The 23,621-nt window shown below is 70.5% G+C and carries 18 protein-coding genes; 3 read left to right on the top strand and 15 right to left on the bottom strand.

All coding sequences use genetic code 11. The annotated features are described in order from the left end of the window. Window positions 1-52: 52 nt before the first annotated feature. Entirely contained in the window at window positions 53-727 is a 675-nt protein-coding gene (locus OHA89_RS31730; RefSeq protein ID WP_215146620.1) for a response regulator transcription factor, read from the bottom strand. Then, a complete protein-coding gene (locus tag OHA89_RS31725; protein ID WP_215146621.1) occupies window positions 715-1,842 on the bottom strand; it encodes a sensor histidine kinase in 1,128 nt (375 codons plus the stop codon). The genes OHA89_RS31730 and OHA89_RS31725 overlap by 13 nt, the downstream gene beginning before the upstream one ends. Before the next feature lie 329 nt (window positions 1,843-2,171). On the opposite strand from OHA89_RS31725, the gene OHA89_RS31720 reads away from it, so the two are divergent. Beyond that, complete coding sequence (locus OHA89_RS31720) at window positions 2,172-3,152, top strand: endonuclease/exonuclease/phosphatase family protein (RefSeq protein WP_406367681.1); 981 nt, start codon at window positions 2,172-2,174, stop codon at window positions 3,150-3,152. Window positions 3,153-3,371: 219 nt separating this feature from the next. Further along, window positions 3,372-6,842 carry an Ig-like domain-containing protein gene (locus OHA89_RS31715; protein ID WP_406367679.1) on the top strand — a complete coding sequence of 1,157 codons (3,471 nt, stop codon included), beginning with the start codon at window positions 3,372-3,374 and terminating at the stop codon, window positions 6,840-6,842. Between the two features lie 95 nt (window positions 6,843-6,937). Here OHA89_RS31715 and OHA89_RS31710 read toward each other — a convergent pair whose 3' ends face one another. The 5 genes from OHA89_RS31710 to OHA89_RS31690 form a co-directional block, all read right to left on the bottom strand. Next, window positions 6,938-8,383, bottom strand: coding sequence for a glyceraldehyde-3-phosphate dehydrogenase (locus OHA89_RS31710; protein WP_406367678.1), 1,446 nt, complete (start codon window positions 8,381-8,383; stop codon window positions 6,938-6,940). Then, window positions 8,380-9,375 (bottom strand): LLM class flavin-dependent oxidoreductase, encoded by a 996-nt coding sequence (locus tag OHA89_RS31705; RefSeq protein WP_266611114.1) that lies wholly within the window; start codon window positions 9,373-9,375, stop codon window positions 8,380-8,382. The genes OHA89_RS31710 and OHA89_RS31705 overlap by 4 nt, the downstream gene beginning before the upstream one ends. A 13-nt stretch (window positions 9,376-9,388) precedes the next feature. Continuing rightward, the gene (locus tag OHA89_RS31700; protein ID WP_257557556.1) at window positions 9,389-9,925 is read right to left on the bottom strand and encodes a hypothetical protein; all 537 of its coding nucleotides are present in this window, start codon (window positions 9,923-9,925) and stop codon (window positions 9,389-9,391) included. Beyond that, window positions 9,922-10,797 carry an alpha/beta hydrolase fold domain-containing protein gene (locus OHA89_RS31695; protein ID WP_266611112.1) on the bottom strand — a complete coding sequence of 292 codons (876 nt, stop codon included), beginning with the start codon at window positions 10,795-10,797 and terminating at the stop codon, window positions 9,922-9,924. The genes OHA89_RS31700 and OHA89_RS31695 overlap by 4 nt, the downstream gene beginning before the upstream one ends. 72 nt (window positions 10,798-10,869) lie before the next feature. Beyond that, window positions 10,870-12,291 (bottom strand): MFS transporter, encoded by a 1,422-nt coding sequence (locus OHA89_RS31690; protein WP_406367676.1) that lies wholly within the window; start codon window positions 12,289-12,291, stop codon window positions 10,870-10,872. 166 nt (window positions 12,292-12,457) lie between these two features. Here OHA89_RS31690 and OHA89_RS31685 point away from each other — a divergent pair, with 166 nt between their 5' ends. Then, window positions 12,458-13,381 carry a helix-turn-helix domain-containing protein gene (locus OHA89_RS31685; RefSeq protein WP_257557552.1) on the top strand — a complete coding sequence of 308 codons (924 nt, stop codon included), beginning with the start codon at window positions 12,458-12,460 and terminating at the stop codon, window positions 13,379-13,381. 25 nt (window positions 13,382-13,406) lie between these two features. Here the strand turns inward: OHA89_RS31685 and OHA89_RS31680 are convergent, their stop codons facing one another. From OHA89_RS31680 to OHA89_RS31645, 8 genes are all read right to left on the bottom strand, one after another. Beyond that, a complete protein-coding gene (locus OHA89_RS31680) occupies window positions 13,407-14,630 on the bottom strand; it encodes an acyltransferase family protein (RefSeq protein WP_406367674.1) in 1,224 nt (407 codons plus the stop codon). 121 nt (window positions 14,631-14,751) lie between these two features. Then, window positions 14,752-16,014: an FG-GAP repeat domain-containing protein gene (locus OHA89_RS31675; protein WP_406367672.1), complete on the bottom strand. Its 1,263-nt coding sequence runs from the start codon at window positions 16,012-16,014 to the stop codon at window positions 14,752-14,754. Continuing rightward, entirely contained in the window at window positions 16,014-16,784 is a 771-nt protein-coding gene (locus OHA89_RS31670; RefSeq protein WP_266946834.1) for a hypothetical protein, read from the bottom strand. Before OHA89_RS31670 ends, OHA89_RS31675 begins: the two co-directional genes overlap by 1 nt. 23 nt (window positions 16,785-16,807) lie before the next feature. Next, window positions 16,808-18,004, bottom strand: coding sequence for a non-hydrolyzing UDP-N-acetylglucosamine 2-epimerase (gene wecB / locus OHA89_RS31665; protein ID WP_257557547.1), 1,197 nt, complete (start codon window positions 18,002-18,004; stop codon window positions 16,808-16,810). Between the two features lie 298 nt (window positions 18,005-18,302). Then, window positions 18,303-19,982, bottom strand: a complete 1,680-nt coding sequence (locus tag OHA89_RS31660) for an FAD-dependent oxidoreductase (RefSeq protein ID WP_406367670.1) — start codon at window positions 19,980-19,982, stop codon at window positions 18,303-18,305. Window positions 19,983-19,986: 4 nt separating this feature from the next. Further along, the gene (locus OHA89_RS31655) at window positions 19,987-21,243 is read right to left on the bottom strand and encodes an MFS transporter (RefSeq protein ID WP_266611105.1); all 1,257 of its coding nucleotides are present in this window, start codon (window positions 21,241-21,243) and stop codon (window positions 19,987-19,989) included. Between the two features lie 8 nt (window positions 21,244-21,251). Continuing rightward, on the bottom strand, window positions 21,252-22,037 hold the full coding sequence (locus OHA89_RS31650; protein ID WP_257557544.1) for an SDR family NAD(P)-dependent oxidoreductase: 786 nt from the start codon (window positions 22,035-22,037) through the stop codon (window positions 21,252-21,254). A 114-nt stretch (window positions 22,038-22,151) separates the two neighbouring features. Next, complete coding sequence (locus OHA89_RS31645) at window positions 22,152-23,597, bottom strand: MFS transporter (RefSeq protein WP_406367667.1); 1,446 nt, start codon at window positions 23,595-23,597, stop codon at window positions 22,152-22,154. Window positions 23,598-23,621 lie beyond the last annotated feature (24 nt).

Genomic DNA, 23,621 nt, shown 5'->3' with positions numbered 1-23,621 from the left:
AGGGCGGGACCGTTCCCTGTAGCCGTCCGTTTGGGGGGCTTGCGCAGGGTGGTCAGCCCCCGTCGAGGCTGTCCTCGCGCACCCTCCGGGCCAGGTCGAGCTTCGTGTAGGTGGGCCGGCCGGCCTGCTGGTACTTGGCCTTGACCCGGTCCAGGTAGTCCTTGGCGGTGTGGACCGTGATGCCCGCACGCCGGGCGGCGGACTTCAGGGTCATCCCGGACGCGTAGTCCAGCAGGACCTGCCGTTCCCGGGGCGAGAGCCGCGGCCGGGCGGGACTGGTGTCGTGGGCGCAGGCGAAGGCGAGTTCCGCGGAATGGGCGCTGCGGCCCGCCGCGACGTCCTTGACGGCGGCGACGAGCGTGGGCAGGTCGTTGTCCTTGGTCAGGTAGCCGTCGGCGCCGGCCCGGAGCGATTCGATGATCCGGGAGCGGTCCGGGACGGTGCTGATCATCAGGACTCGGCTGCCGGAACGCAGCAGCCGCCGGATGTTGTCGGCGGGGGCGGAGCCGTCGCGCAGCACGAGATCGAGGAGGACGACGTCGGGCGGGACGTACCCCGACTCGCCCGGTCCGTACGGGAGTTCCACGGCCGGTGTGGCGAGCAGCTCCCCGACCGTGGCCACGGTCGCCACCAGCCGCAGCTCCGGGACCCCGCCCAGCCAGGCCCGCATGCCGTCGAGGAGCATCCGGTCGTCGTCGACCACCGCGACCGTGATCACCGGGGCCATCTCAGCTCCACCCGGACCCCCTCGCCCAGGGCGGCGTCCACGGTGGCCCGGCCGCCCACCTCTGCCATCCGGGCGCAGACCGAACCGCGCAGCCCGAGGCCGGGCACGTACCGCTCGGGGTCGAACCCGGGTCCCCGGTCGACCACGGTGACGACGGCTCCCCCACGCCCGTCGGGGTCTCCGGTCGCGGTGAGGTAGGCGTGTCCGGTGCCCGCGTGCCGCCGTACGTTGTTCAGGGCCTCCCGCGCCGCGTCGGCGAACGCGGCGGCCACCTCGGGCGGCACCTTCGGCAGGTCGTGGTACTGGGCGGTGACCCGCAGTTGCAGGCTCTCCACGGAGCCGACCGCCTCCTCCAGGGCCGCGCCGATCTCCCGGTGGGGGACCTCGTCGGCGGTCTGCTGGATCAGCCGGCGCAGGTAGGCGGCCTCGCGGGCGCAACGCTCGCGCACCCGGGGCGCGTTGGCGTCGATCCCGCCGGCCGCGAGGGTGGTCAGCGTGGCCAGGACCGTGTCGTGCAGGGCGCGGTGGTGCTCCAGCCGCTCGGCGTAGCGCGCCTTGTGCGCCTCGGCGGCCAGCGCGCGGGCGTTGGCGTCGTCGAGGAGGCGTCCCTGGCGGCGCAGGTACCACCACATGACCCAGGCCATCACGGCGGACGACAGCAGCGAGTTGACGTGGCCGCCGAGGACCGCGGGGCTCGCGCCCACCAGCTGGTAGCCGATGAGGTGGGTCACCACGAGGAGCGCGACCGCGGCGAGGACGTGGAACCGTTCGAGGGCGATGGCCGCGGCGGCGCTCGCCGACCCGCCCAGCAGCATCGCCCAGCCGAGCAGGGCGGGTTCCCGCACCCCGCCCCACGTACAGAGGACGAACGGCAGCACGCACCCGGTGACCAGGACGTCCGCCCAGACGTGCCGCCGGTCGAACCAGCCGCGCCGCAGGGCCGCTCCGTAACACACCGCGCTCAGCCCCAGGGCCACGGCGAGCCCGGCGTACTGGAGGGGGAGGTCGTGCCGTCGCTGGGCCACCGCGAGGACGCCGACCGTCAGATGGCTCGCCCGGTAGAGCAGGGTGGTCAGGATCATGAAGGACTGGGCGCGCTGCAGCCCCGACCCCACCCCCGTCGTCCTGCGCAGTGCCCGTAATCGCCGTATCGACAAGGACGCCACCGACAACACCACCCCGCCCATGATCATCACTGATGTCACGTATTTTGCCCCAGCAAGTGCATGTCAACGGCGGCATCCGGCCAGCTGTCTCACCGGACGCGCGCGAGGGTCTCACCGGTGGTGCCGGGCCTCGACGCGCCGACCGGGGCCGGGTGACGTAGCGTGGAAACGCCTGCTCGGCCCGGTCGTGCGCGAACGCACCCCGAGAGAGGGCAGATGTCCGCCTCGGTCATTCCTCCGCGCCCACGGCTCCTCGGCCGATTCCGTCTGGAGGCGTCATGGATGTCACGGTGGGAACGTTCAACCTCAACAACCTGTTCTCGCGGTTCAATTTCTCAGCTGAGATACAGGAGGTCCTGCCGACCGGGTCCGACGGCCAGTTGACCTCCAGCTACGAGTTCAAGGATCCCAAGCAGTTCCGGATCCGTAAGTACAAGGGCAAGCTCGTCAAGGGCATCAGCCCCGAGGAGCAGGAGATACTCGCCCGGCGGATCAGCGGGATGGACCTGGACATCCTGGCCGTTCAGGAAGTCGAGGACATCGACACGCTGCGCTTCTTCGCCTCCGGGAGTCTCGGAGGGACCTACCCGTTCCTGTCGCTGATCGAAGGCAACGATCCCCGGCTGATCGACCTCGCCGTGCTCTCCAAGTTCCCGATCGGGGCGGTCACCTCCTGGCAGCACGCGGTCCATCCCGAGGTACCCGGCGAGCGGGTGTTCAGCCGGGACCTGCTGGAAGTGGAAATCCTGGATCCACGTGACCCGGACCGGCATCTGCTGACGGTCTTCAACAACCACCTCAAGAGCCAGTTCGTCGAGCACACGATGGATCCGGTGGAAGGCCGGATCCAGGGCGACTTCCGCCGGACCAAGCAGGCGGAGACCGTCGCCCGGATCCTCGCCGCCCGCACCCGCCCCGACGGACGCTTCGTCCTGCTGGGCGACATGAACGACACCCCGGACTCCCCCACGCTCGCCGCGCTGGCCGAACCGACCCCGCAGCTGAAGCTCGAACAGGCCCTTGAGCACCCCATCGAGACCCGCCCGCCCAAGGCCGACGTTCCGCCTCCGCCCCCGTCGGGGTCGTGGACCCACCGGTTCAAGGAATCGGGCAAGGACGCGCAGTACGAGCTGTTCGACCAGATCTGGCTCAGCCACAGCCTCACGTCGCGGCACAAGAGTTCACACATCGACCGGCGCACCAAGCACGCCGGTGACGGATCGGATCACGACCCTGCCTGGGTGGTCCTCGAGTTCTGACCCCTCCCCCTCGCCGGAAGAAGGCGCCTGAACGGGCTCATGCCCGTCAGGCGCCTTCCGCGTGTGGTCCGCACGGGTGGTTCCGGCGGGGATCTTGGTGAATTCCCGTGACTCGGTCGCGGCCTCTCCGGGCGACCGGCGGCGCGCTGCCACAGTCCTCTCGCGAGATGCGCAGGCCGTCGGGGCACCACGCTCGGCGGCCGGGCCAGAAGGAGAGGGATGAGCGGAACCAGCCAGGGGGGACGCGTGTTGGGCAACCACATCCGACGCCGTGCCGTCATCGTTTTCAGCAGTGTTCTCCTCGTACTGCAGACGCTGTTGTTCGCCGAGACCGCGACACCCGCCTGGGCGGGCGAAGACCGGGCGCTCGAGACCGGCTTCGAGCCGCACAACGCCACGGCCAATCCCCGCAGGCCGTCACAGGTCGCCGTCATGCGGGGATGCACGGTCCGCATCGACAACAACTTCGGCAAGGACGGCTTCCCGATCACGCGGACGTCGACCCTCACCGGGAACCAGTGCTTCGGCGACCCCTCCCTCGCCTTCGACTCGCAAGGGCGCCTGTTCGTCACCCATCTCTCGCCGAGCTTCAACTCCACCCCCGGCCGCTTCGGGGTGGGGGTCGCCCGGATCAACGACCTGACGACGCCGGGGAACCAGACGTTCACTCCCGTCCAGGTGAGCGGGAACAGCCCCGACAACCACGACAAGCAGTGGCTGGTGGCCGACGCCAACCCCACCAGCCCCTACCGGGACAACCTCTACATCGTCTGGACCCACCTCGGCGCGCCGTGGGAGATCCAGTTCTCCCGCTCCGTGAACGGCGGCGCGAACTGGTCCGTGCCGAGCGTCCTGTCCGTCGCCGCGGACGGGAACGTCTGGCCCTCGCACGCGGCCGTCGGCCCGAACGGCGACCTCTACGTCGCCTACCACGCCGGCACGTGCGACGAGGGGACCGACGGGGCGCCCGGCCAGGGCACCGTACGGCTCCTGCGCGACGGCTCCGGCGGGGCCGACTTCGCCGGCGGTGCCGTCCCGCAGCGGAGCACACCGTTCGGGGCCGGGGAGGCGAGCGTCACCTGCAACGTGCAGAACGGCGCGGGCGACATCCCGGGGACCGACTTCTGGCTCCAGGGCTCCATGCAGTCGTGGGTGCTGCCCGACCCGGGCCGTCCCGGCAACGTCTACGTGGTCGCCAACGACGACCCCGACAACGCCTTCGGGAGCGGTGACGACGGAGACGTCCGCATCGCCCGCTCCACGGACAACGGCGTCTCCTTCGCCGCACCCTCCAGGGTCGACCACGGGCCGGGGCAGACCCTCGCGGTGATGCCCACCGCCCACATCGACCAGGACGGGAACATCGTCGCCCACTGGTACGACAACCGCAGCGGCAGGCGGAACGGCGGCACCGGGCCGAACGGGAACAACAACTTCCTGCTCGACCTCTACGGGACGGCGAGCCGGGACGGCGGAGCGACCTGGTCGCACGATTTCAGGATCAGCGACGCCCCCTTCGACCCCGACCTGGGCGCCCGCTGCCGGTTCGGGAACAACCCGGGCTGCGGCACCGTGACCGCCTCCACCGAGCAGACCCTGCGCATCGGCGAGTACAACGGCGTGTGGACGGTCGACGGGATCGGCTACGCGACCTGGACCGGCAACGCCACCCCGCCGACCGGCACCAACCCGGCCCAGGGAGCGCAGACCACCTACTACGACACGTTCTCGCTGCTCGGGGCCTTCCCCGACGGCTTCGAACCGAACGAGTCGATCGACACCGCCGTCGCCGCCGCGATCGGCTCGAACAACAGGGTCACCAAGCCCCGGCTCACCCTGCACAGTGCCACCGACGTGGACTTCTTCAGGATCGAGCCCCGCCACACCGGGCACCTGCAGGCCGAGATCGCCTTCAACGAGGTGATCTCCGGGCTCCAGGTCCGCGCGTACGACAAGTTCGGCAACCTGGTCTCCACCGGGACCGTCGCCACGACCCGGCCGGGCAGCTCGACGAGCAGGCTCGCGATCCCGGTCGTCAAGGACCAGCCGTACTTCGTGGTGGTCAGCGACGCCGGCATCGTCGATCCGACCAGGCCGGGTGACGCGTCGCCGACCGACCCGCCGCAGGCCGCCTACGACCTGGGCGTGGTCAACCGCGCGGCCCCCGAACCCTCCGGCCTCGACCTCAGGCGCGAGTCCGACTCGGGCCGCTTCGACAACGACGACGTCACCAGGATCGCCGGGCCGGACCTGTACCTCCGGGTCGACGACGCGGAGCTGCGGGCGGCGGGAATCGCGCTGTCGCCGCAGAACGCCACGGCCACGCTCGCGGACGACGCCCCCGGTTTCAAGGTGGCCGTGGAACGCGACGGAGAGCGCGTCGGCTTCGCGCAGCCGGTGGACCCGGCCGCCAAGCCGGGGCTGTACCGGATCCACCTGGACCCCGTGCTGGTGGAGGGGGAGAACCAGATCACCGCCGAGGTGGTGATCGTCGACCCGTCCGACGACCCGGGCCTCGCCGGCATCTCCCACGTCTTCGGTTCGGGTGCGGAGAGCTCACACCGGCTGTTGATCACGCTCGACACGACCGCGCCGGCCCGCCCGGCCGCCCCGGACCTGCTGTCCTCGAGCGACACCGGCGGCAACGACATCGACAACATCACGACGATCGCCACGCCCGCCTTCCAGGGCTCGGAGGCCGAGCCCAACGCGCTGGTCCGGCTGACCGCCGACCGGACGGGCGCCGCCCGGTCGGCGGCCGCCGACGGCCCGATCGTGGTCGGCAAGGACACCGTCACCTCCGGCGGCGCGTACGAGGTGGTCAGCTCCACGCTCGGCGACGGGACGTACGACTTCGCCGTGCTGCTCGAGGACCTCGCCGGCAATGTCAGCCCGGCCTCCCCGTCCCTCCCGGTGACCATCGCCAGACACTCACTGACGCTCTCGGGCGCGACCGAGAGCCTGCTCGTCGATGTCGGCCGGGAGACCGTCCGGGGCTACCCCGGCATCCCGGGCGGTTTCGTCGGCATCCGCGGGATCTCCGTGGTGAACCTCGACGCGAACGGTCACGGCGTGAGCGTGCAGGGCGGCGCGGGCGACGAGCAGCTGACCTTCACCCCGACCAGCGGCAACAGCGGACGGCTGAGCCGCTCGAACTCCGCCCAGGTGATCAGCTTCTCCCGCGTGGTGGGCGACGTACTGGTCAGCCCCGACGGCGGCGACGACGAGGTCACCATCGTGGGCACCAACCGGCAGGACACGGTCCACGGCGTCGTGGACGTGTTCACCACCCTGCGGGTCGACGCCTTGCCGGCGCTCCGGTCCCCGGCCCTGGCGCCGCTGCTCGGCCTGAGGATCACCACCGGCGAGACCGAACGGATCGGCATCCTCTCGCGCGGCGGCCAGGACACGGTGGACCTCACCGTGAAGGACACGGTCAGCGCCCAGCTGTCCGTGGACGGAGGGTCCCCGTCCACGGTCAGGCCGCCCAAGGGTGACGAGCTGATCGTGCGCGGCGGCTCGCCGTCGGCCGTGCTGAACACGGAGTACGGCCAGCAGGTGGGCAACGGGTCGGTCTTCGTCAGGTACCCGAAGACGACCGGTGCCGGGACGCGCATCGATTTCACCGAGATCGAGGGCATCACCCTCAAGAACGGCGCGAAGGGCAACGGCAAGGACCGGAAGAAGTAGCGGCCGGGAGGGCCGCGAACCCTCGCCGCCGCAAGCAGCCGCGCCCCGCCCCGGATGACCCGGGCGGGGCGCGGTGCGTGTCGGAGCGCCGGGGATCAGACCGCCGGGGCCGGGTACGTCGGGTACTCGACGCCGGAGACGTGCTGGACGACACGGATGACCTGGCAGGAGTAGCCGAACTCGTTGTCGTACCAGAGGTAGAGGATCGCGTTGTCCCCGTCGACCTTGGTGGCGCCCGCGTCGACGATCGAGGCGTGGCGCGAGCCGACGAAGTCCATGGAGACGGCGTCGGGAGCGGTGGTGAAGTCGATCTGGCGCTTGAGCGGCGAGTGCAGCGAGACGTCGCGGAGGTAGTCCAGGACCTCCTCGCGGGTGGTCTCGCGGCCCAGGCGCAGGCTCAGGATGGCGATCGAGACGTCCGGGACGGGGACGCGGATCGAGCTGCCGGTGATCGGCGCCTTGAGGTCGGGGAGCGCCTTGGCGACGGCGGAGGCGGCACCGGTCTCGGTGATGACCATGTTGAGCGGCGCGGAGCGGCCGCGACGGTCGGCCTTGTGGTAGTTGTCCAGAAGGTTCTGGTCGTTGGTGAACGAGTGGACGGTCTCCACGTGGCCGCGCAGCACGCCGTACTCGTCGTCCATGGCCTTCAGCGGCGGGACGATCGCGTTGGTGGTGCAGGAGGCGCAGGACAGGATCTGCTCGTCCGGCTTGATCGTGTCGTGGTTGACGCCGTGCACGATGTTCGGGACGTCGCCCTTGCCGGGGGCGGTCAGGACGACCTTGTCGATGCCGGGGCGCAGGTGCTTGGAGAGGCCCTCGCGGTCGCGCCACTTGCCCGTGTTGTCGATGAGGATGGCGTCCTGGATGCCGTACGCCGTGTAGTCGACCTCGGACGGGTCGTTGGCGTAGATCACCCGGATCGCGTTGCCGTTGGCGATGATCGTGCTGTTCGCCTCGTCAACGGTGATCGTGCCCTGGAACTGGCCGTGGATGGAGTCGCGGCGCAGCAGCGAGGCGCGCTTGACGATGTCCTGGTCGCCGCCCTGGCGGACGACGATGGCGCGCAGCCGCAGGCCGTTGCCGGAGCCGGCCTTCTCGATCAGCAGGCGGGCGACGAGGCGGCCGATGCGGCCGAAGCCGTAGAGGACGACGTCGCGGCCGTCGCCGCGCTCGAGCTTGTTCTCACCCGTGGCTCCGATGACCGCATCGGCGGTGAACTCGGCGACCGAGAGTCCGCGGTCGTCGGTCTTGTGCGTCGCGGCCAGCATGCCGATGTCGATCTGGGAGGGACCGAGATCGAGGGCGGCGAGGGCCTCGAGGAACGGCATCGTCTCGGTGACGGACAGCTCCTCGCCGTCGATCTGCCGGGCGAAGCGGTGGGTCTTGAGGATGCTCACCACCGATTTGTTCACCAAGGAGCGGCTGTGAAGCAGGACGGTGACGTCCCGCTCCCGGTGCAGCTTCCCGATGATCGGGATCATCGACTCCGCGATCTCCTCGCGGTTCTTCCAGTTGGTGAACGAGTCGTCATTGACAGTCACAGGTTTATCTTTCGAGCTAGGCGGCGCTCATATGCTAACCCGTCGATGGTTTGACCCTTCAAGCGGGGGAGGCCGAAGGCCTCCGCCAGCAGTTCGTACGAGCGCTGCCGGTCGGCCGGGTCGGGTGTCAGGGTGTTGATGATCAGCTCGTCCACCCCGTGGGTCCCGGCCAGTGCGGTCAGCGCGGCGTGCACCTGCTCGGGCGCCCCGGAGACCAGGGCCGTCCGGTGCACCTTGGCCCGCTCCAGCTCCGCGCCCGTCCAGCGGTGGCGGCGGGTGGTCTCGTACGACGGCAGCGGACGGTCCTGGCCGAGGTCCTTGCGGGCGCGCCACAGGAGCAGGCTCTGTGCCAGCTCCTCGGCGCGGCCGGCACTGTCCGCGGTCACCACGCGCACGGCGAGGGCCCCGCCGGCGCGGTGACCGGTGGCGGCCGAGAACGCGGCACGGTAGTCCTCGAACGCCGCCGGGCCGCCGGTCGGGGAGAAGAAGTGCCCGAACGCGAACTCGGTGCCCAGCCGTCCGGCCAGGCGGGCCGACTCGCGTCCCGCGCCCAGCAGCCACATCTGCGGCGGGACCGGTGCGCGCGGGACGACGCCGCCCTCGCCCAGCAGGGCGCGCAGGTCCGCCAGCCGCTGGGGGAAGTCGCGCGCGGGGCCGCCGGCCCGGCCGATCCCGAGGTCCACCCGCCCCGGATGGAGGGAGGCCAGCACGCCGAAGACCTCGGCGACCTTCGCCGGGTCGTAGCGGGGCAGCAGCACGCCGCCCGTACCGACCCGCATCCGCGAGGTGTGGGCGAGCACGGCCCCGGCGAGGATCTCCGGCGCGCTGCCCCCGAAGCCCGGGGAACCGTGGTGTTCGGCGACCCAGTAGCGGGTGTATCCGAGGTCTTCCGCGGCGACGGCGAGGTCCACGGAAGCGCGCACTGCCTGGTCCGGCGTGTGGTCCTCGCCGACCGGGGTCTGGTCCAGTACGGACAGTCGGGGGTTGGTCATGGTGCGTGGCCTTTCAGTGCTGGTGGGCCGGGATGCCGGAGGCGCCGGCCATGGTCGCGGGAACGATCCTGAAGTCCCGTTCGAAGACCAGGTTGTGCAGGTCGGCGGCGGCGATGGCGCGCAGCGTGGGCAGTTCGGCGGCGGCCTGGGCGTCGTCGAAGACGTTCAGCGGCCACTCGGAGACGGTCGCTCCGCGCAGGTGCGGGTGGTGGAAGGAGGCGCCGTAGTGCGCGTACAGGGTGACCGGCGGGATGTCGGCGGCCGACTGCTCGTCCCACCACAGGGTCCAGGCGTGGAAGAGGCTCCCGTCTTCGGCGCGCTCGACTCCGGTGGCGTCCACCACGCCCTGGCCGAGGAGGAGTTCGTCGTTCAGCTCGCTCAGGGCCTGGCGGGCGTACGGGTCCAGGAGGCGCGCGGCGGTTCGGAAGTGCTCCTCCTTTCCCGGTCGGGAGACGGCGTCGCCGTGGCGGCCGTCGCGCAGATCGGCGAAGTGCCTCAGCAGGGCGTCGAGGTTGGGGACCTGGGAGGTGTGGTGGCCGGTGGCGGTCATGCTGACTCCGTGGGTTCGTCGGGGCGTTCGGTGGTGAGCAGGCGCAGGGCCAGTCCGAGCCAGCCGCGCAGGGTCACGGGGCTGTGCACGCCCGGCCCGGCCGGGCCTCGGGCGGGTTGCAGGAAGGCTCCGTGACCGGTCTGGCGGAACTCGCGCAGAGCGACCTCCACCCCGGCCGCGCGCAGGAGGCGGGCGTAGCGGTGCACGTCGTCGCCGACGGGGTCGAGATCGCCCGTGGCCAGGACGGCCGGGGCGAGGCCTCGTAGGTCGGCCGCCTCGAAGGGGGTGCTGTAGAGGCGGGTGCCGTCGGCGGCGCACGGCCGGCCGGGCGCCCGGTAGGCCCGCCAGGCCGAGGTCAGGTAGGACGCGGTGGGGAACATGTCGGGGAAGCGGTGGTACGAGGCCGCGGTGCAGCCGGGGTCCAGCGGCGGATACGCGAGCACCTGGGCCGCCAGGGGAAGGGCGCGGTCGCGGCAGGCGAGTGCGGCGCAGGCGGCCAGGGTGGCTCCCGCACTGTCTCCGCCGGCGGCGACGGGAACCGCTCCCCCGGCCTGTTCCCGGGCCCAGTCGAGGGCGGACAGGATGTCCTCGACCATGGCCGGATGCCGTACGTCGGGGGCGAGCCGGTAGTCCACGCTCACGACGCCGAAGCCGGAGAACCGGGCGAGTTCGGCGGTCGCGCCGTGCCAGTCCTGGGCGGATCCGGCGCGCCAGCTGCCGCCGTGGGCCCACACCAGCCAGCCGTGCGGTGCCGATGCCCCCGGCCGGTACACCCTGGCGGGGACCGGGCCGGACGGGGAGGGGATGCGGACCTGCTCCCAGCGGACCGCGACACGGTTCTTTCCGGCGGCCGAGTGGGTGGGTGTTGCCATCGGGGTTCCTTCCCTCCGTGCCTGGGGCCAACGTTCGCCGCCGCGGCAGGGCTGTCACAAGGCGGAGTTGCCTTAGTTGCCGGGCTGCTTGGTGCGGAGGAAGAGGACGGTGGTGAGGATGCCGACCAGGACGATCGCGGTGTTCACGATGACCGCGGTCGTGATCCCCTCGTGGATGTCGGTGTTCGCCGCGACGATCGCCGACATGACCGGCGTGCCCATCGTGATACCGATCTGCTGCGTCATCGTCGCCAGACCGGTCGCCATGCCCTGCTCGTGATCCGGCAGACCCGTCGTCGCCGTCACCATGAACCCGACGATCACCAGCATGTTCCCCACACCACCGGCAAAGGTGGCGATGAGCAGGAGCCACATGCTCGACGAGGTCTCACCGAGTGCGATCAGACTCAGCGTCGCGACCGCCTGCAGCACACCACCCGCCACCAGCGTGGTCCAGGTGTTCGTCGCCGCGATCACCCGAGGCGCGATCGAACCACCGATCACCGTGCCGATACCCAGCACACCGAACGACAGACCCGCCGCCAGCGGCGAGAAGTCCAGCACTTCCTGAAGGTAGAGCGTCATCAGGAAGACGAGACTGGTCTCCGTCAGGAACGCGATCAGACCCGCGATATTGCCCCAGGCCACCGTCTTCTTCTTCAGCACGCTGACGGGTACGAGGGGCTCGGCGGTCTTCGATTCGACGGCGTAGAAGGCGATCAGCAGGACCACACCGGCACCGAGCCAGCCCAGGGCCGAACCCGAACCCCAACCGTGCTCACCCGCCTGCGTCAGACCGTAGATCAGGGCCAGGAGCCCGAGGGTGACGGCGGTGGCGCCGGGCAGATCGAGCTTGGGGCGGGTGGTGGGACGCGACTCCTTGATGACGGCGGGGGCGATGAGCAGGACGGCGAGGGCAACGGGGACGTTGATGAAGAACGCCCACCGCCAGGAGAGCAGATCCGTCAGGACACCGCCCAGGATGGCCCCGGTGGTGAATCCCGCCGACATCAGCGCCCCGTTGAGACCCAGCGCCTTCTGACGCAACGGCCCCTCGGGGAACGAGGTCGTCAGCAGGGACAGGCCGGCCGGAGTCACCGCCGCGGTCGCCAGACCCTGGAACACCCGGGCCACGATCAGCATTTCAGGGCTGGTCGCGAGCCCTCCCGCCAGTGAGGACAGGCCCAGGACGGCCAGACCCACCAGGAACAGCCGGCGCCGGCCGAACAGGTCCGCGACCCGCCCGAACAACAGCGTGAAACCCGCCGCACACAGCGCGAACGACGTCGCGATCCACTGCAGATTCGACAACGAGAAACCGAGCCCGTCACCGATCACCGGCAACGCCACGTTCAGAATCGAGAAATCAACCGCCAGCATGAACTGCGCCACCAGCAGCACCACCAGCACGAGCTTCAGACGCCCGTCCAGACGGACGGGCCCCTCCGCCACCCCCGTACCCGCATCAGCACGCGCACCCTCGACAACCGACATCGCGACACATCCTCTCGATCACGCAACAAGGTGTTGCGGGATCGACTCTGGACCGGTCGGAAGGGGTTACCCAGCCCCCTGGTTGTGCTGGCGCCGGGCAGGCTAGCACTGCCAGGGCCACCTTCACGGGCAGCGTTCCGGGCCCTCCCCCGGCACACTGGAACGCATGGACACACCCACTGCCCTGGGCGAATTCCTTCGCACCCGTCGAGCCCAGCTCCAGCCCGAGGACGTCGGGCTCCCCTCCCACGGCACCCGCCGGCGCGTGCCCGGGCTGCGGCGCGAGGAGCTCGCCCTGCTGGCCGGCGTGAGCATCACGTACTACACGCATCTGGAGCAGGGACAGAGCACGAACGCCTCGGACAGCGTCCTCGACGCCCTGGCCCGCGCCCTGCGTCTGACCCCGGACGAGCACGCCCATCTGCTCAACCTCGCCCGGCCGCCGCGTGCCAAGCGGTCCCCGTCGCCCCGTCCCGAGTACGCCCGGGACGCCACGCGCCGGCTGATCGGCGCGATGCCACAGGTCCCCGCCGTCGTTCTGGACGGCCGCAACAACGTGCTCGCCTGGAACCCGCTGGGCCACGCCCTGCTCGCCGGGCACCTCGGCTTCGCGAGCCCCGACGACCCCGCCGTACGCCCCAACCTCACGCGGATGCTGTTCCTCGACCCGCACACCCGGGAGCTGTACACGGACTGGAAGAGCGAGGCCCGTGTCGCCCTGGCGGCGCTGCGCCTGGTCGCCGGACGCAATCCCGAGGACCGCGCGCTGGCCGAGCTCATCGGGTCCCTGATGCTGCAGAGCCCCGACTTCGCGACGCTGTGGTCCAAGCACCCGGTGCGGGACTGCACCGTGGGTACGAAGACCCTGCACCACCCGGTCGTGGGCCCGCTGACCCTCGACTTCGAGAACCTGCACCTCACCGACGGCACCAACCACCGGATGCTGCTCTACAGCGCCCCCGAGTCCTCTCCCTCCGACGCGGCGCTGCGCATGCTGTCGAGTCTGACCGCCGGTTCCGGCAGTGCGGGGCACGACAGCCCGAAGCCCGCGTCGGCGGATGCGGACGCGGGCGGGGGCACAGAGCGGTAGGGGCGGCGGTGGCGGGGCGTACGGGTCAGCGGGCGCGGCCGCCGGTCGTGGCGGGGACCGGGGCCTGGCTCTCGTACGGTTCGGCGACCACGTCCGGGACCTGCTGCGGACGGGGGCGGCTGCGGCCGAAGCGGCGCATGGCGGGCATCTCCACGAAGCGGAAGAGGAGCCAGCCGCCCAGCAGCGAGGCACAGAAGAAGCCGGCGATCACCAGCAGGGCGACGGGGACGCTGTAGGTGGCCTCGCCCAGCAGCGAGCGCAGGTAGAAGATCGTGACGCCCTGGACGAGGTAGAACCCGAAGGACACCTCGCCGAGCCAGACCATGGGCCGGCTGCGCAGGAACGTGGTGCGGCCCTGTACGTCGGCGTTGGCGGTGGCCCCGATGAGCGCGGCGACGGGAACGATCGTCGCGACGACGAATCCGTACTGGAACGGGGCGACGAGAGCGGCGGCGTAGCCGAGCACGGTCAGGGCCACGGCGGCGCCGAAGCCGACGCGCCGAGGCCAGAGTCCGGCCAGGACGACGCGGGCGAGCAGGATGCCGAGGGCGAACTCGAAGACCCGGCCGAGCGGCAGCAGGTAGCCGAACCAGAACTGCAGGTCGGAGACGGGGGTGATGGCCGACTTCGGGGTGTCGGGGACGACGTAGGTCGAGACCAGCTGGACGGCGACCATGCCGGCGACCATCAGGCCGCTCCACACCCACAGGGCCGCGCCCCGGATCCTGCGGATCGGGACGATCAGCAGCGGGAAGAGCACGTAGAAGAGCAGCTCGCTGCCGAGGGACCAACTCGGCGGGTTCACGCTCAGGTTGACGGTCGCCTGCGGGAACCAGGTGTGGATCAGGAGCAGGTTCGGCAGCCAGTCGGCGACGCTGGTGACCGCGGCGCCGGCGAACAGGATCATCGCGGCGGCGAAGACGACGATGTGGTTGGGGTAGATCTTCAGCAGTCGGCGGCGGAGGAAGGCGGTGACGCGCTCGCCGGGCCGCGAGGCCCAGGCCAGTACGAAGCCGGACAGGACGAAGAAGAACGAGACCCCGAGATAGCCGGCCTTGCCGAAGGCCGTCGCGTAGCCGTCGGCGATCGAGGCGTCGGCGAAGGGGTTGATCGGGGCGTTCGGCGGTATCGGGGAGTCCGACAGGGAGGAGTGGAAGAAGAAGACGAGGAGGGCGGCGAAGAACCGCAGGCCGGTCAGTGAGGGCAGCTTCGCCCGCTTGGCGGCTTCGGAGGGCGTCGAGGAGGCCACAGGGTCGCTCTTTCGGAAGAGGGTTCGTCAGGGGACAGCCGCCGGGACCGTGCTCCGCGGTGCGGTGCACGGTCCCGGTGGCGCGAAGGGCGTCGCGGGACCGGCCGGTCGGGGCCCGGGCCTACTGCTCGATCTCGTTGCGGTAGACCATGAGCTTGGCGTCCTTGGCCACGTAGTAGTTCTGGACGGAGTACGCGATGGTGGCGAAGTCCAGGCGGCCGTCCCCGTTGAAGTCGGCCGTGGCGATGCGGGCGACGGACTCCTCGGAGACCCGCCACTTGGCCCAGACCCCGTTGGCCGCGTCGATCGCCTTGTAGTACATGACGCCCTGCCAGGGCCACGGGCCGCGCAGTGCCACGAGGAACTCCTCGTCCCCGTCGCCGTCGAAGTCGGCGCAGACGATCTGGTGGCCTGGGCCCTCGCCGTTCTCGTTGGGGTCGCCGTACACGTCCAGCAGCACGCGGTTCCAGCCCTCGCCCTCAGCTCCCTTCGTGTAGACGGCCACGGTGTTGCCGTGGAAGGGCTCGATGGCGGCGACGTACGCCATCGGGTCGTCGCCGAGCCGGCCCGCGTTGAGGTCGCCGCTGCCGCGGAAGCCGGTCTGCTCGAACTGCGTGAGCTCGCCCGTGCCGATCAGCTCCCGGATCCACTCCTGGCGGGCCTCGTCGTAGTAGAGCCAGGTGACGCCCTCGTCGGAGGCCAGGAGCAGGGACTCGAGGTCGGAGCCGGGGACCAGGCCCTGCTTCTTCTCTGCGCCGTGGATCATCCGGAAGTGGCTGTCGTCGATGACGGTCATCGGCCACTCCTCCGCCGTGTGCACGTCGTCGGGCTGTGTGAACAGCACGACCGGCAGTACGGCGTGGACGTCTTCCTTGGCGACGATCGGCAGGCCGATGATCTGGAGGCGGTCGGTGCGGGTGAAGTGGCCGGCGCGCAGGCGGTGCATGCCGGTGGCGCGTCCGACGTAGTGCCGCTTCCAGCGGGACTCGTCCTTGTCCGGGGTGCCCGGGTTCTCCAGCCAGTCGATCTTGCCGCCTTCGGTGTTGGCGTCGTGGATCGTGCCGATCGGGCCGTACAGGTCGTAGCAGACGATGACGTCGGGGTGGCCGTTGCCGCTGACGTCGGCGAAGTCGGCGCCCACGGGCATCTTGATCCGGTCGGCGATCAGCCGGCGGGTCCAGTCGCCGTCGTTGGCGTACCAGTAGATCTCGCCGAGCCGCAGCCCGTAGCCGAACAGGTCGGGCTTGCCGTCCCCGTCGATGTCGGGAGCCTCCAGCCAGTAGCCGTCGCGGAGCTGGTCGGCGACGACCTCAGCCGTGAACTTCGGGGCGCGCAGGACGCTCTCGCCATTCTTGTTGGTGGCGGCCTTGCTGGTGGCGGTCATCAGTGGTTCTCCAAGACGGTCGGGACGGGCAGGGTGCGCAGGGCGCGGGGTACGGGGTGGTACTCGATGGCGAGCCAGACGCAGTCGGTGTCGGCCCGGTACTGGTGCATCGGGTAGTGGTAGCTGCACTGGGGGCCGGTCGCGCAGAACGGGTCCGGGGTGGTGTAGCCCGGGCTCATCAGGACGTCCTGGTAGAGGGAGGCCTGGTCGTGGTCGCGGAACCGCTGCATGCGCCCGAGGCCGTGCACCTGGGTGTGGACCTCGATGAAGTCGTGCGTGTTGTGGATGAAGCAGTCGGTGCCGGCCGGCGCGAACCACAGGTTGGCCCTGACGTTGAACTCGCGCTGGTCCAGGGCGGTTTCACGTTCGCCAAGGATGTGGGCGGGGTCGAACAGGACGGTGTTGATCTCGTCCTGGGGGCTCCGGTAGAGCGGGGTCTCCCGGGAGAACTCCCCGGGGCCGAGCAGGTCGGCGAGGTGGTACCAGCCCGGCTCCCCCGTGATGCGGGCCATCTCGGCGTCCTCCGCCGCGGGGCGCAGCAGGAGCAGCGCGTCGGCCTTCTCTATGCGGGTGCCGGCGAGCACCGTCGAGGAGAGCGGGGGGATGGTCTTGCGCGGCACCTCGGCGACGGTCACGGGGGTGGTGCCGGGGTTGATCACGATCGTGCGGCCTTCGACGGTGTAGTCCACGGCGTCGCGCACGAGGTCGGCCCTCAGGTACGGGGTGCTGAAGTTCAGCGGGCGTTCGATGGCGGACGGGGTGGCGCTCATACGGTGCTTCCTCTCGGTCTCGGTCAGGTGCGGGCGAAGTCGGCGGTACGGGCGAGTTCCACGCTGAGCTCGTCGACGGCGGTCTCGGGGACGAAGGGCTCGGGGGCGGGCCCCATGCCGAAGAAGTGGGCGAGCGCGTCGACGGTGCGCGCGGTGGCCCGGCCGTCTCCGTACGGGTTGGCGGCGTTGGCCATCCGGTCGTAGGCGGCCCGGTCGCGCAGCAGCTCCAGGGTGTGGGCGACGATGCCGTCGGTGCCCGTTCCGACGAGGCAGGCGGTGCCGGCGACGATGGCCTCGGAGCGTTCGGTGACGTCGCCGAGGACCAGGGTGGGCTTGCCGAGCGCGGGACCCTCCTCCTGGCTGCCGCTGCTGTCGGAGACGATGACGTCGGCGCGGCCCATGAGCTTGCAGAAGCTGAGGTAGGGCAGCGGGTCGACGACGGTGATGGCCGGGTGGCCTCCGATGTACGGCAGGAGCGCCTCGCGGACCACGGGGTTGCGGTGCAGCGGGACGACGACGCGGACGCCGGGCTCGTCGGCGATGCGGGCCAGGGCCTGCCCGATCTGCGGCAGGTACGGCCATGCCTCGCGGCGGTGCGCGGAGGCCAGGACGACCCGGCAGGGGTCCTGGTCGAGGTCGGCGAGGGCGGGGACGCCGTAGCTCTGCGCGCGGCCGCTGGCCCAGCGCAGGGCGTCGATGACGGTGTTGCCGGTGACGGTGACGGTGTCGGCGTCGATGCCCTCGCGCAGCAGGTTCGCCAGGTTGCCGGGGGTGGGGGCCAGGTGCAGGGCCGCGATCTGCGCGACGAGCCGTCTGTTGCCCTCCTCGGGGAAGGGAGAGCCGAGCCGGCCGCTGCGCAGTCCGGCCTCGACGTGGACGACGGGGATCCGCTGGTGGAACCCGGCCAGGGCCCCGGTGAGGGTGGTGGCGGTGTCACCGTGGACCAGGACCGCGTCGGCGGGCGCGGTGGCGAAGTAGTCCTCCAGGCCGCGCAGCGACCGGTAGGTGACCTGGGAGAGGGTCTGCTTGGGCGCCATCACCTTCAGGTCGACGTCGGCGGTGAGGCCGAAGGCGTCGAGGGTCTCGTCGAGCATCTGGCGGTGCTGGCCGGTGGAGATCACGACCGGCTCGAAACGCGGGTCGTCCTGGAGGGCGCGGATGACCGGCGCGAACTTGATGGCTTCGGGCCGGGTGCCGAGGACTACGGCGACGGAACGCATGGTTTCCTCTACTTCCTTCACGAGGGCAATTCGAGCCAGGGCATGACGGGGAAGCGCGCGGCATGGCGGTGCCGCGGAAGGGCTGTTTTTCGGGTGGTGGCCAGGGGATCGGATCTCGCTGCGAGGGGCTTTCCAGCGCCCTCTTCCGGCCAAGACACAGCTTTCCCGGAGCCGGCCGGGGAGTCAACGAACACCCCTGGCCACTCGAACAGTTGGACGGAAACGACAGAAGCCCCGCACTCCGGAGACCGGAGTACGGGGCTTCTGAACAGGGGAAACGTAGGAGAAGCGGTGCTCGCTAGCCGCGGGCGGGCTTGATGGACATGGAGTGCCGGAAGAAGTCGGACGGGTCGTACCGCCGCTTCACCTGCTGGAGGCGCGGGTAGTTGTCCTTGTAGTAGAGGGTCTGCCACGGCACGCCGGAGCGGTTGCGCCGCGGATCGGTGACGTCGCGGTCGGGGTAGTTGATGTAGCAGCCGTCGGTGCTGTCGTCGATCAGGGGCACGCCACCGGTCGCCGAGAAGAAGTCCTCGTACAGGCCGCGCAGCCAGCCCAGGTAGAACTCGTCCTCGCTCTCCTCCTGCCAGAAGGTCTGGAAGCACATCTTGAAGATGGAGGACCGCTGCGCGTTGGCCGTCGCGTCGGGCGCCGCGGCGTTGACCTGGCCGCCGAAGGAGAACAGCACCAGCATGGTGTCCGGGTTCTTGAAGTCCGGCCGGCTCATGTACTGGTAGAGCGCCGTGATCTGATGGTCCGTGAAGTTCTTCCGCATGTACGCCGACTTGTGCGCCCCGCGCGAGGTGGGGTTGGTGATGACCGGGTTGTTGGTGCCGACCAGCCGGGTCGCCTGGAGCCAGGGCAGCGTCCTGGGCTCCGCGAACTGCGGCATCGCGGGCAGCTCGCCGGTGGCGCGGGTCAACGCCTTCGGGGTGACGCCCGTACCGGCCGTGATGGCGGCCAGGTAGTCGTCCAGCAGCTTCCGCGCGTTTGGCACCGTGGCGTCGACCTGGGTGAACATCCCCACGCTGCCGTGCACCTTGGAGCTGACGTTGAACAGGCTGGAGAGGTTGCGGTACGGGGAGTCGGGGGCGCTGTTCGCGGCGTGCCAGGCACCGAAGTTCTTCAGCAGCCGGGTGAACTTCGCCTCCGTCAGCTGCTCCCAGGGGAAGTCGACGGCGCTCACCAGGACCGTCGACGGCGGGGATATCAGCTGCTCGGAGGGGACGGAGCCCTTGGCCCCCGGGGAACGGAACCAGTAGCGGGTCACCAGGCCGAAGTTGCCTCCGCCGCCGCCGGTGTGCGCCCACCACAGTTCCCGGTTCGGGTCGTTCTTCTCCCGGGTGGCGACGACCGTACGGACGCCGCCCTTCCCGTCCGTCACCACGACCTCCACGGCGTAGAGGTGGTCGACGACCAGGCCGTGGGCCCGGGAGAGCAGGCCGTAGCCGCCGCCCGCTATGTGTCCGCCGGCTCCGACGCTGTAGCAGATCCCGCCGGGGATCGTGACGCCCCAGCCCTTGTACAGGGCCTCGTACACGTTGATCAGACGGGCGCCGGCCTCGACGACGAACGCCCGGAACGCCGGGTCGTACCCCACGTGCGTCATCTCCGAGAAGTCGATGATGACCTCCGTCTCGGGGTGCGCGGCGAAATCGGCGAAGCAGTGGCCGCCGCTGCGCACCGAGACGCGCTTGCCCGCACGGACGGCGTCTCTCAGGGCCCGTTCGGCGTCCGCGGTCGAGCGGACCATCTTGATGTAGTCCGGGCGTGCGACGAAGCGCTGGTTGTTTCCGGTGGTCAGCATCTCGTAGCGCGGATCACCCGGCTTGACGACCGATCCGGTACCGGCGGCCGCGCCGCCGGACGGGGCGGGGGACGCGGCGGCCGCCGCGGGACCGGCCAGCGCGCCGGCCACCGCCGCGCCTCCGACGACGGCCGCGCCGCGGGTGAGCATGGTCCTGCGATCGACACCGTTCATGGGTCTACCTCGACTTCTGTTCGATGAGTGGTTCGGCGGGGAGTGCTTCGGCGGGGATCGTTGCCGTGGGGCGCGTTGCCGTGGGCAGCGTTGCCGTGGGCAGCGGGGGCGGCCCGCCGCGCCGGCGGTCGAGCAGGCCGGAGAGCGCCGCGGTGCCCAGACCGGCGGCTGCGAGTCCGGCGCCGATCCAGGTCGGCGAGGTCCAGCCCAGGCCGTGGGCGACGGCGAGGCCGCCGAGCCAGGCCCCGAGGGCGTTGCCTAGGTTGAAGGCCGCGATGTTCGCCGCGGAGGCGAGGGCCGGAGCCCCGGCGGCCTGCTGCATCACACGTGCCTGCAGCGGAGGCACCGTCGCGAACCCGATGGCCCCGAAGGCGGCCAGGGTGATCGCGGCGGGCAGAGCGGCCTGCGAGGTGAAGGTGAAGATCACCAGTACGACGCAGAGGCCGCCCAGGATGACGTAGAGGCTGGGCATCAGGGCCCGGTCGGCGGCCCGGCCGCCGAGCACGTTGCCCACGCACAGCCCGACGCCGAAGAGGACGAGGAGCCAGGCGACCGCTCCGTCGGAGAAGCCGGCCAGTTCCGTCATCATCGGTGCGAGATAGGTAAAGGAGGCGAAGACGCCGCCGAATCCGAGGACCGTCGTCGTCAGGGCCAGCCACACCTGGGGCTTGCGGAAGACGGCGAGTTCGGCGCGCAGCGCTCCGCTCTCCGGCCGCGGCTGCGCCGGGACCAGGGTGATGAGGCCGAGCAGTCCGACCACCCCGATGCCGGTGACGGCCCAGAAGGTCGAGCGCCAGCCGAACTGCTGGCCCAGGAAGGTGCCGAGTGGTACGCCGAGCACGTTGGCCAGGGTGAGGCCGGTGAACATCAGGGCGATGGCGCTGGCCCGCCGGTCGGGTGCCACCAGGTCGGCGGCGACGACGGACCCGATCCCGAAGAAGGCGCCGTGCGTGAGGGCGGCGATCAGCCGGCCGCCCATGAGGGCGGTGTAGTCGCCGGCGAGGGCGCAGAGCAGGTTGCCCGCGATGAAGATGGCCATGAGCGCGACGAGCATGGTCTTGCGCGGCAGCCGGGCGCCGGCCGCGGTCATCAGGGGTGCGCCGACGACCACGCCGAGGGCGTACCCGGTGACCAGCATGCCGGCGGAGGGGATGGACACGGACAGGTCGTCGGCGACGTCCGGGAGCAGACCGACGATGACGAACTCGGTGGTCCCGATGCCGAAGGCACCGATGGCGAGGGCGAGGAGGGAAGGACGCATCGGCCCGGTCAGATCTGCCGCAGGGCGCCGCCGTCGACGCTCCACTCGGCGCCGGTGACCTGGTCCGCGAGGGGGGAGAGCAGGTACGTGACGACACCGGCGACGTCGTCGGGAGTACCGATGCGGCCGCTCGGCAGCCGGCGTACCTCGCGGATGAAGTGGTCGACGGCCTCGTCGGGCAGGAGGCCGAACCGCTCGCCGAGCTGTTCGGCGAAGCCGCCGGGCGCGTCGAAGAGCGCCGTCCGGGTGGGCCCGGGCGAGACGACGTTGGAGCGCACCCCGCGTACGCCGAACTCGGCGGCGAGGGACTTGGAGACGGAGAGCAGCGCCGTCTTGGTGGCGGCGTAGTCGACGATGCCCGGGTCCGGGAAGCGGGCGGCCTCGCTCGCGATGTGCACGATGGCGCCCGCCCCGGTCTCCAGCAGCGCGGGCAGGGCCGCGCGGGTCATGCGGACCGCGGAGTGGAAGTTGACCTCGAAGGTGCTGTTCCACTGCTCGTCGGTGACGTCGAGGAAGCCGGTGCGGGATTCCAGCGCGCCCACGTTGTTGACGAGGCCGTCGAGCCGGCCGTGGCGCTCGATCACCGTGTCGGCGACCTGCCGGGCAGCGGCCGGGTCGGTGAGGTCGGCGGTGATCGTGCTGACCCGGTCGCCTAGGGCTTCGGTGTTCCAGGGCTTGCGGGCGACACCGACGACGGTGGCGCCTTCTGCGGCCAGCAGACGGGTGGTTGCCTCGCCGATCCCGGAGGACGCGCCGGTGACGAGGTACACGCAGTCTTCGATATGGAGGTCCATCACGTTCCTTGGGAAGAGGAGACCTTGGGGGGAGAGGCGGCCCCGGCACGGTCGGCGGGTCCGGTCGTGCGGACCGTGCCGGGGCGCCTCTCGGGGGATGCTTCGGCCGGGTTCTCAGCCGGCGGCCGCGAGGTCCTTGGCGGCCTTGGTGCGGAGGAAGAGGACGGTGGTGAGGATGCCGACCAGGACGATCGCGGTGTTCACGATGACCGCGGTCGTGATCCCCTCGTGGATGTCGGTGTTCGCCGCGACGATCGCCGACATGACCGGCGTGCCCATCGTGATACCGATCTGCTGCGTCATCGTCGCCAGACCGGTCGCCATGCCCTGCTCGTGATCCGGCAGACCCGTCGTCGCCGTCACCATGAACCCGACGATCACCAGCATGTTCCCCACACCACCGGCAAAGGTGGCGATGAGCAGGAGCCACATGCTCGACGAGGTCTCACCGAGTGCGATCAGACTCAGCGTCGCGACCGCCTGCAGCACACCACCCGCCACCAGCGTGGTCCAGGTGTTCGTCGCCGCGATCACCCGAGGCGCGATCGAACCACCGATCACCGTGCCGATACCCAGCACACCGAACGACAGACCCGCCGCCAGCGGCGAGAAGTCCAGCACTTCCTGAAGGTAGAGCGTCATCAGGAAGACGAGACTGGTCTCCGTCAGGAACGCGATCAGACCCGCGATATTGCCCCAGGCGACGGTTCGCTTCTTCAGCACCGACACCGGCACCAGCGGACTCGTCGTCTTCGACTCGATCGCATAGAACACGATCAGCAGGACCACACCCGCTGCCAGCCACGCCAGCGCCGAACCCGAACCCCAGCCGTGCTCGCCCGCCTGCGTCAGACCGTAGATCAGGGCGAGCAGACCCAGCGTCACCGCCGTGGCACCCGGCAGATCCAGCTTCGGACGCACCGACGGGCGAGACTCCTTGATCACCGCAGGAGCGATCAGCAGCACCGCGAGCGCAACCGGGACGTTGATGAAGAACGCCCACCGCCAGGAGAGCAGGTCCGTCAGGACACCGCCCAGGATGGCTCCGGTGGTGAATCCCGCCGACATCAGGGCCCCGTTGAGACCCAGCGCCTTCTGGCGCAGGGGGCCTTCGGGGAACGAGGTCGTCAGCAGGGACAGGCCGGCCGGAGTCACCGCCGCGGTCGCCAGACCCTGGAACACCCGGGCCACGATCAGCATTTCAGGGCTGGTCGCGAGCCCTCCCGCCAGTGAGGACAGGCCCAGGACGGCCAGACCCACCAGGAACAGCCGGCGCCGGCCGAACAGGTCCGCGACCCGCCCGAACAACAGCGTGAAACCCGCCGCACACAGCGCGAACGACGTCGCGATCCACTGCAGATTCGACAACGAGAAACCGAGCCCGTCACCGATCACCGGCAACGCCACGTTCAGAATCGAGAAATCAACCGCCAGCATGAACTGCGCCACCAGCAGCACCACGAGGACCAGCTTGAGGCGCCCGTCCAGGCGGGCGGGGCCCCCGGCTCCTCCCCCCTCCCCTGCACCCGCGTCAACACGCGCACCCTCGACAACCGACATCGCCATACATCCTTTCCATCACAA

Source organism: Streptomyces sp. NBC_01546 (assembly GCF_045208355.1).
GTDB lineage: Bacteria > Actinomycetota > Actinomycetes > Streptomycetales > Streptomycetaceae > Streptomyces.
Note: the sequence above shows the minus strand (reverse complement) of the source record. Positions and strands in the feature narration are given on the sequence as shown.

Bases quoted from the DNA above. Each gene is read 5' to 3' on its own strand.
- OHA89_RS31730 (WP_215146620.1), bottom strand. From the start codon at position 727: ATGGCCCCGGTGATCACGGTCGCGGTGGTCGACGACGACCGGATGCTC.
- OHA89_RS31720 (WP_406367681.1), top strand. From the start codon at position 2,172: ATGGATGTCACGGTGGGAACGTTCAACCTCAACAACCTGTTCTCGCGG.
- OHA89_RS31715 (WP_406367679.1), top strand. From the start codon at position 3,372: ATGAGCGGAACCAGCCAGGGGGGACGCGTGTTGGGCAACCACATCCGA.
- OHA89_RS31705 (WP_266611114.1), bottom strand. From the start codon at position 9,375: ATGACCAACCCCCGACTGTCCGTACTGGACCAGACCCCGGTCGGCGAG.
- OHA89_RS31700 (WP_257557556.1), bottom strand. From the start codon at position 9,925: ATGACCGCCACCGGCCACCACACCTCCCAGGTCCCCAACCTCGACGCC.
- OHA89_RS31695 (WP_266611112.1), bottom strand. From the start codon at position 10,797: ATGGCAACACCCACCCACTCGGCCGCCGGAAAGAACCGTGTCGCGGTC.
- OHA89_RS31690 (WP_406367676.1), bottom strand. From the start codon at position 12,291: ATGTCGGTTGTCGAGGGTGCGCGTGCTGATGCGGGTACGGGGGTGGCG.
- OHA89_RS31685 (WP_257557552.1), top strand. From the start codon at position 12,458: ATGGACACACCCACTGCCCTGGGCGAATTCCTTCGCACCCGTCGAGCC.
- OHA89_RS31675 (WP_406367672.1), bottom strand. From the start codon at position 16,014: ATGACCGCCACCAGCAAGGCCGCCACCAACAAGAATGGCGAGAGCGTC.
- OHA89_RS31670 (WP_266946834.1), bottom strand. From the start codon at position 16,784: ATGAGCGCCACCCCGTCCGCCATCGAACGCCCGCTGAACTTCAGCACC.
- wecB (WP_257557547.1), bottom strand. From the start codon at position 18,004: ATGCGTTCCGTCGCCGTAGTCCTCGGCACCCGGCCCGAAGCCATCAAG.
- OHA89_RS31660 (WP_406367670.1), bottom strand. From the start codon at position 19,982: ATGAACGGTGTCGATCGCAGGACCATGCTCACCCGCGGCGCGGCCGTC.
- OHA89_RS31655 (WP_266611105.1), bottom strand. From the start codon at position 21,243: ATGCGTCCTTCCCTCCTCGCCCTCGCCATCGGTGCCTTCGGCATCGGG.
- OHA89_RS31650 (WP_257557544.1), bottom strand. From the start codon at position 22,037: ATGGACCTCCATATCGAAGACTGCGTGTACCTCGTCACCGGCGCGTCC.
- OHA89_RS31645 (WP_406367667.1), bottom strand. From the start codon at position 23,597: ATGTCGGTTGTCGAGGGTGCGCGTGTTGACGCGGGTGCAGGGGAGGGG.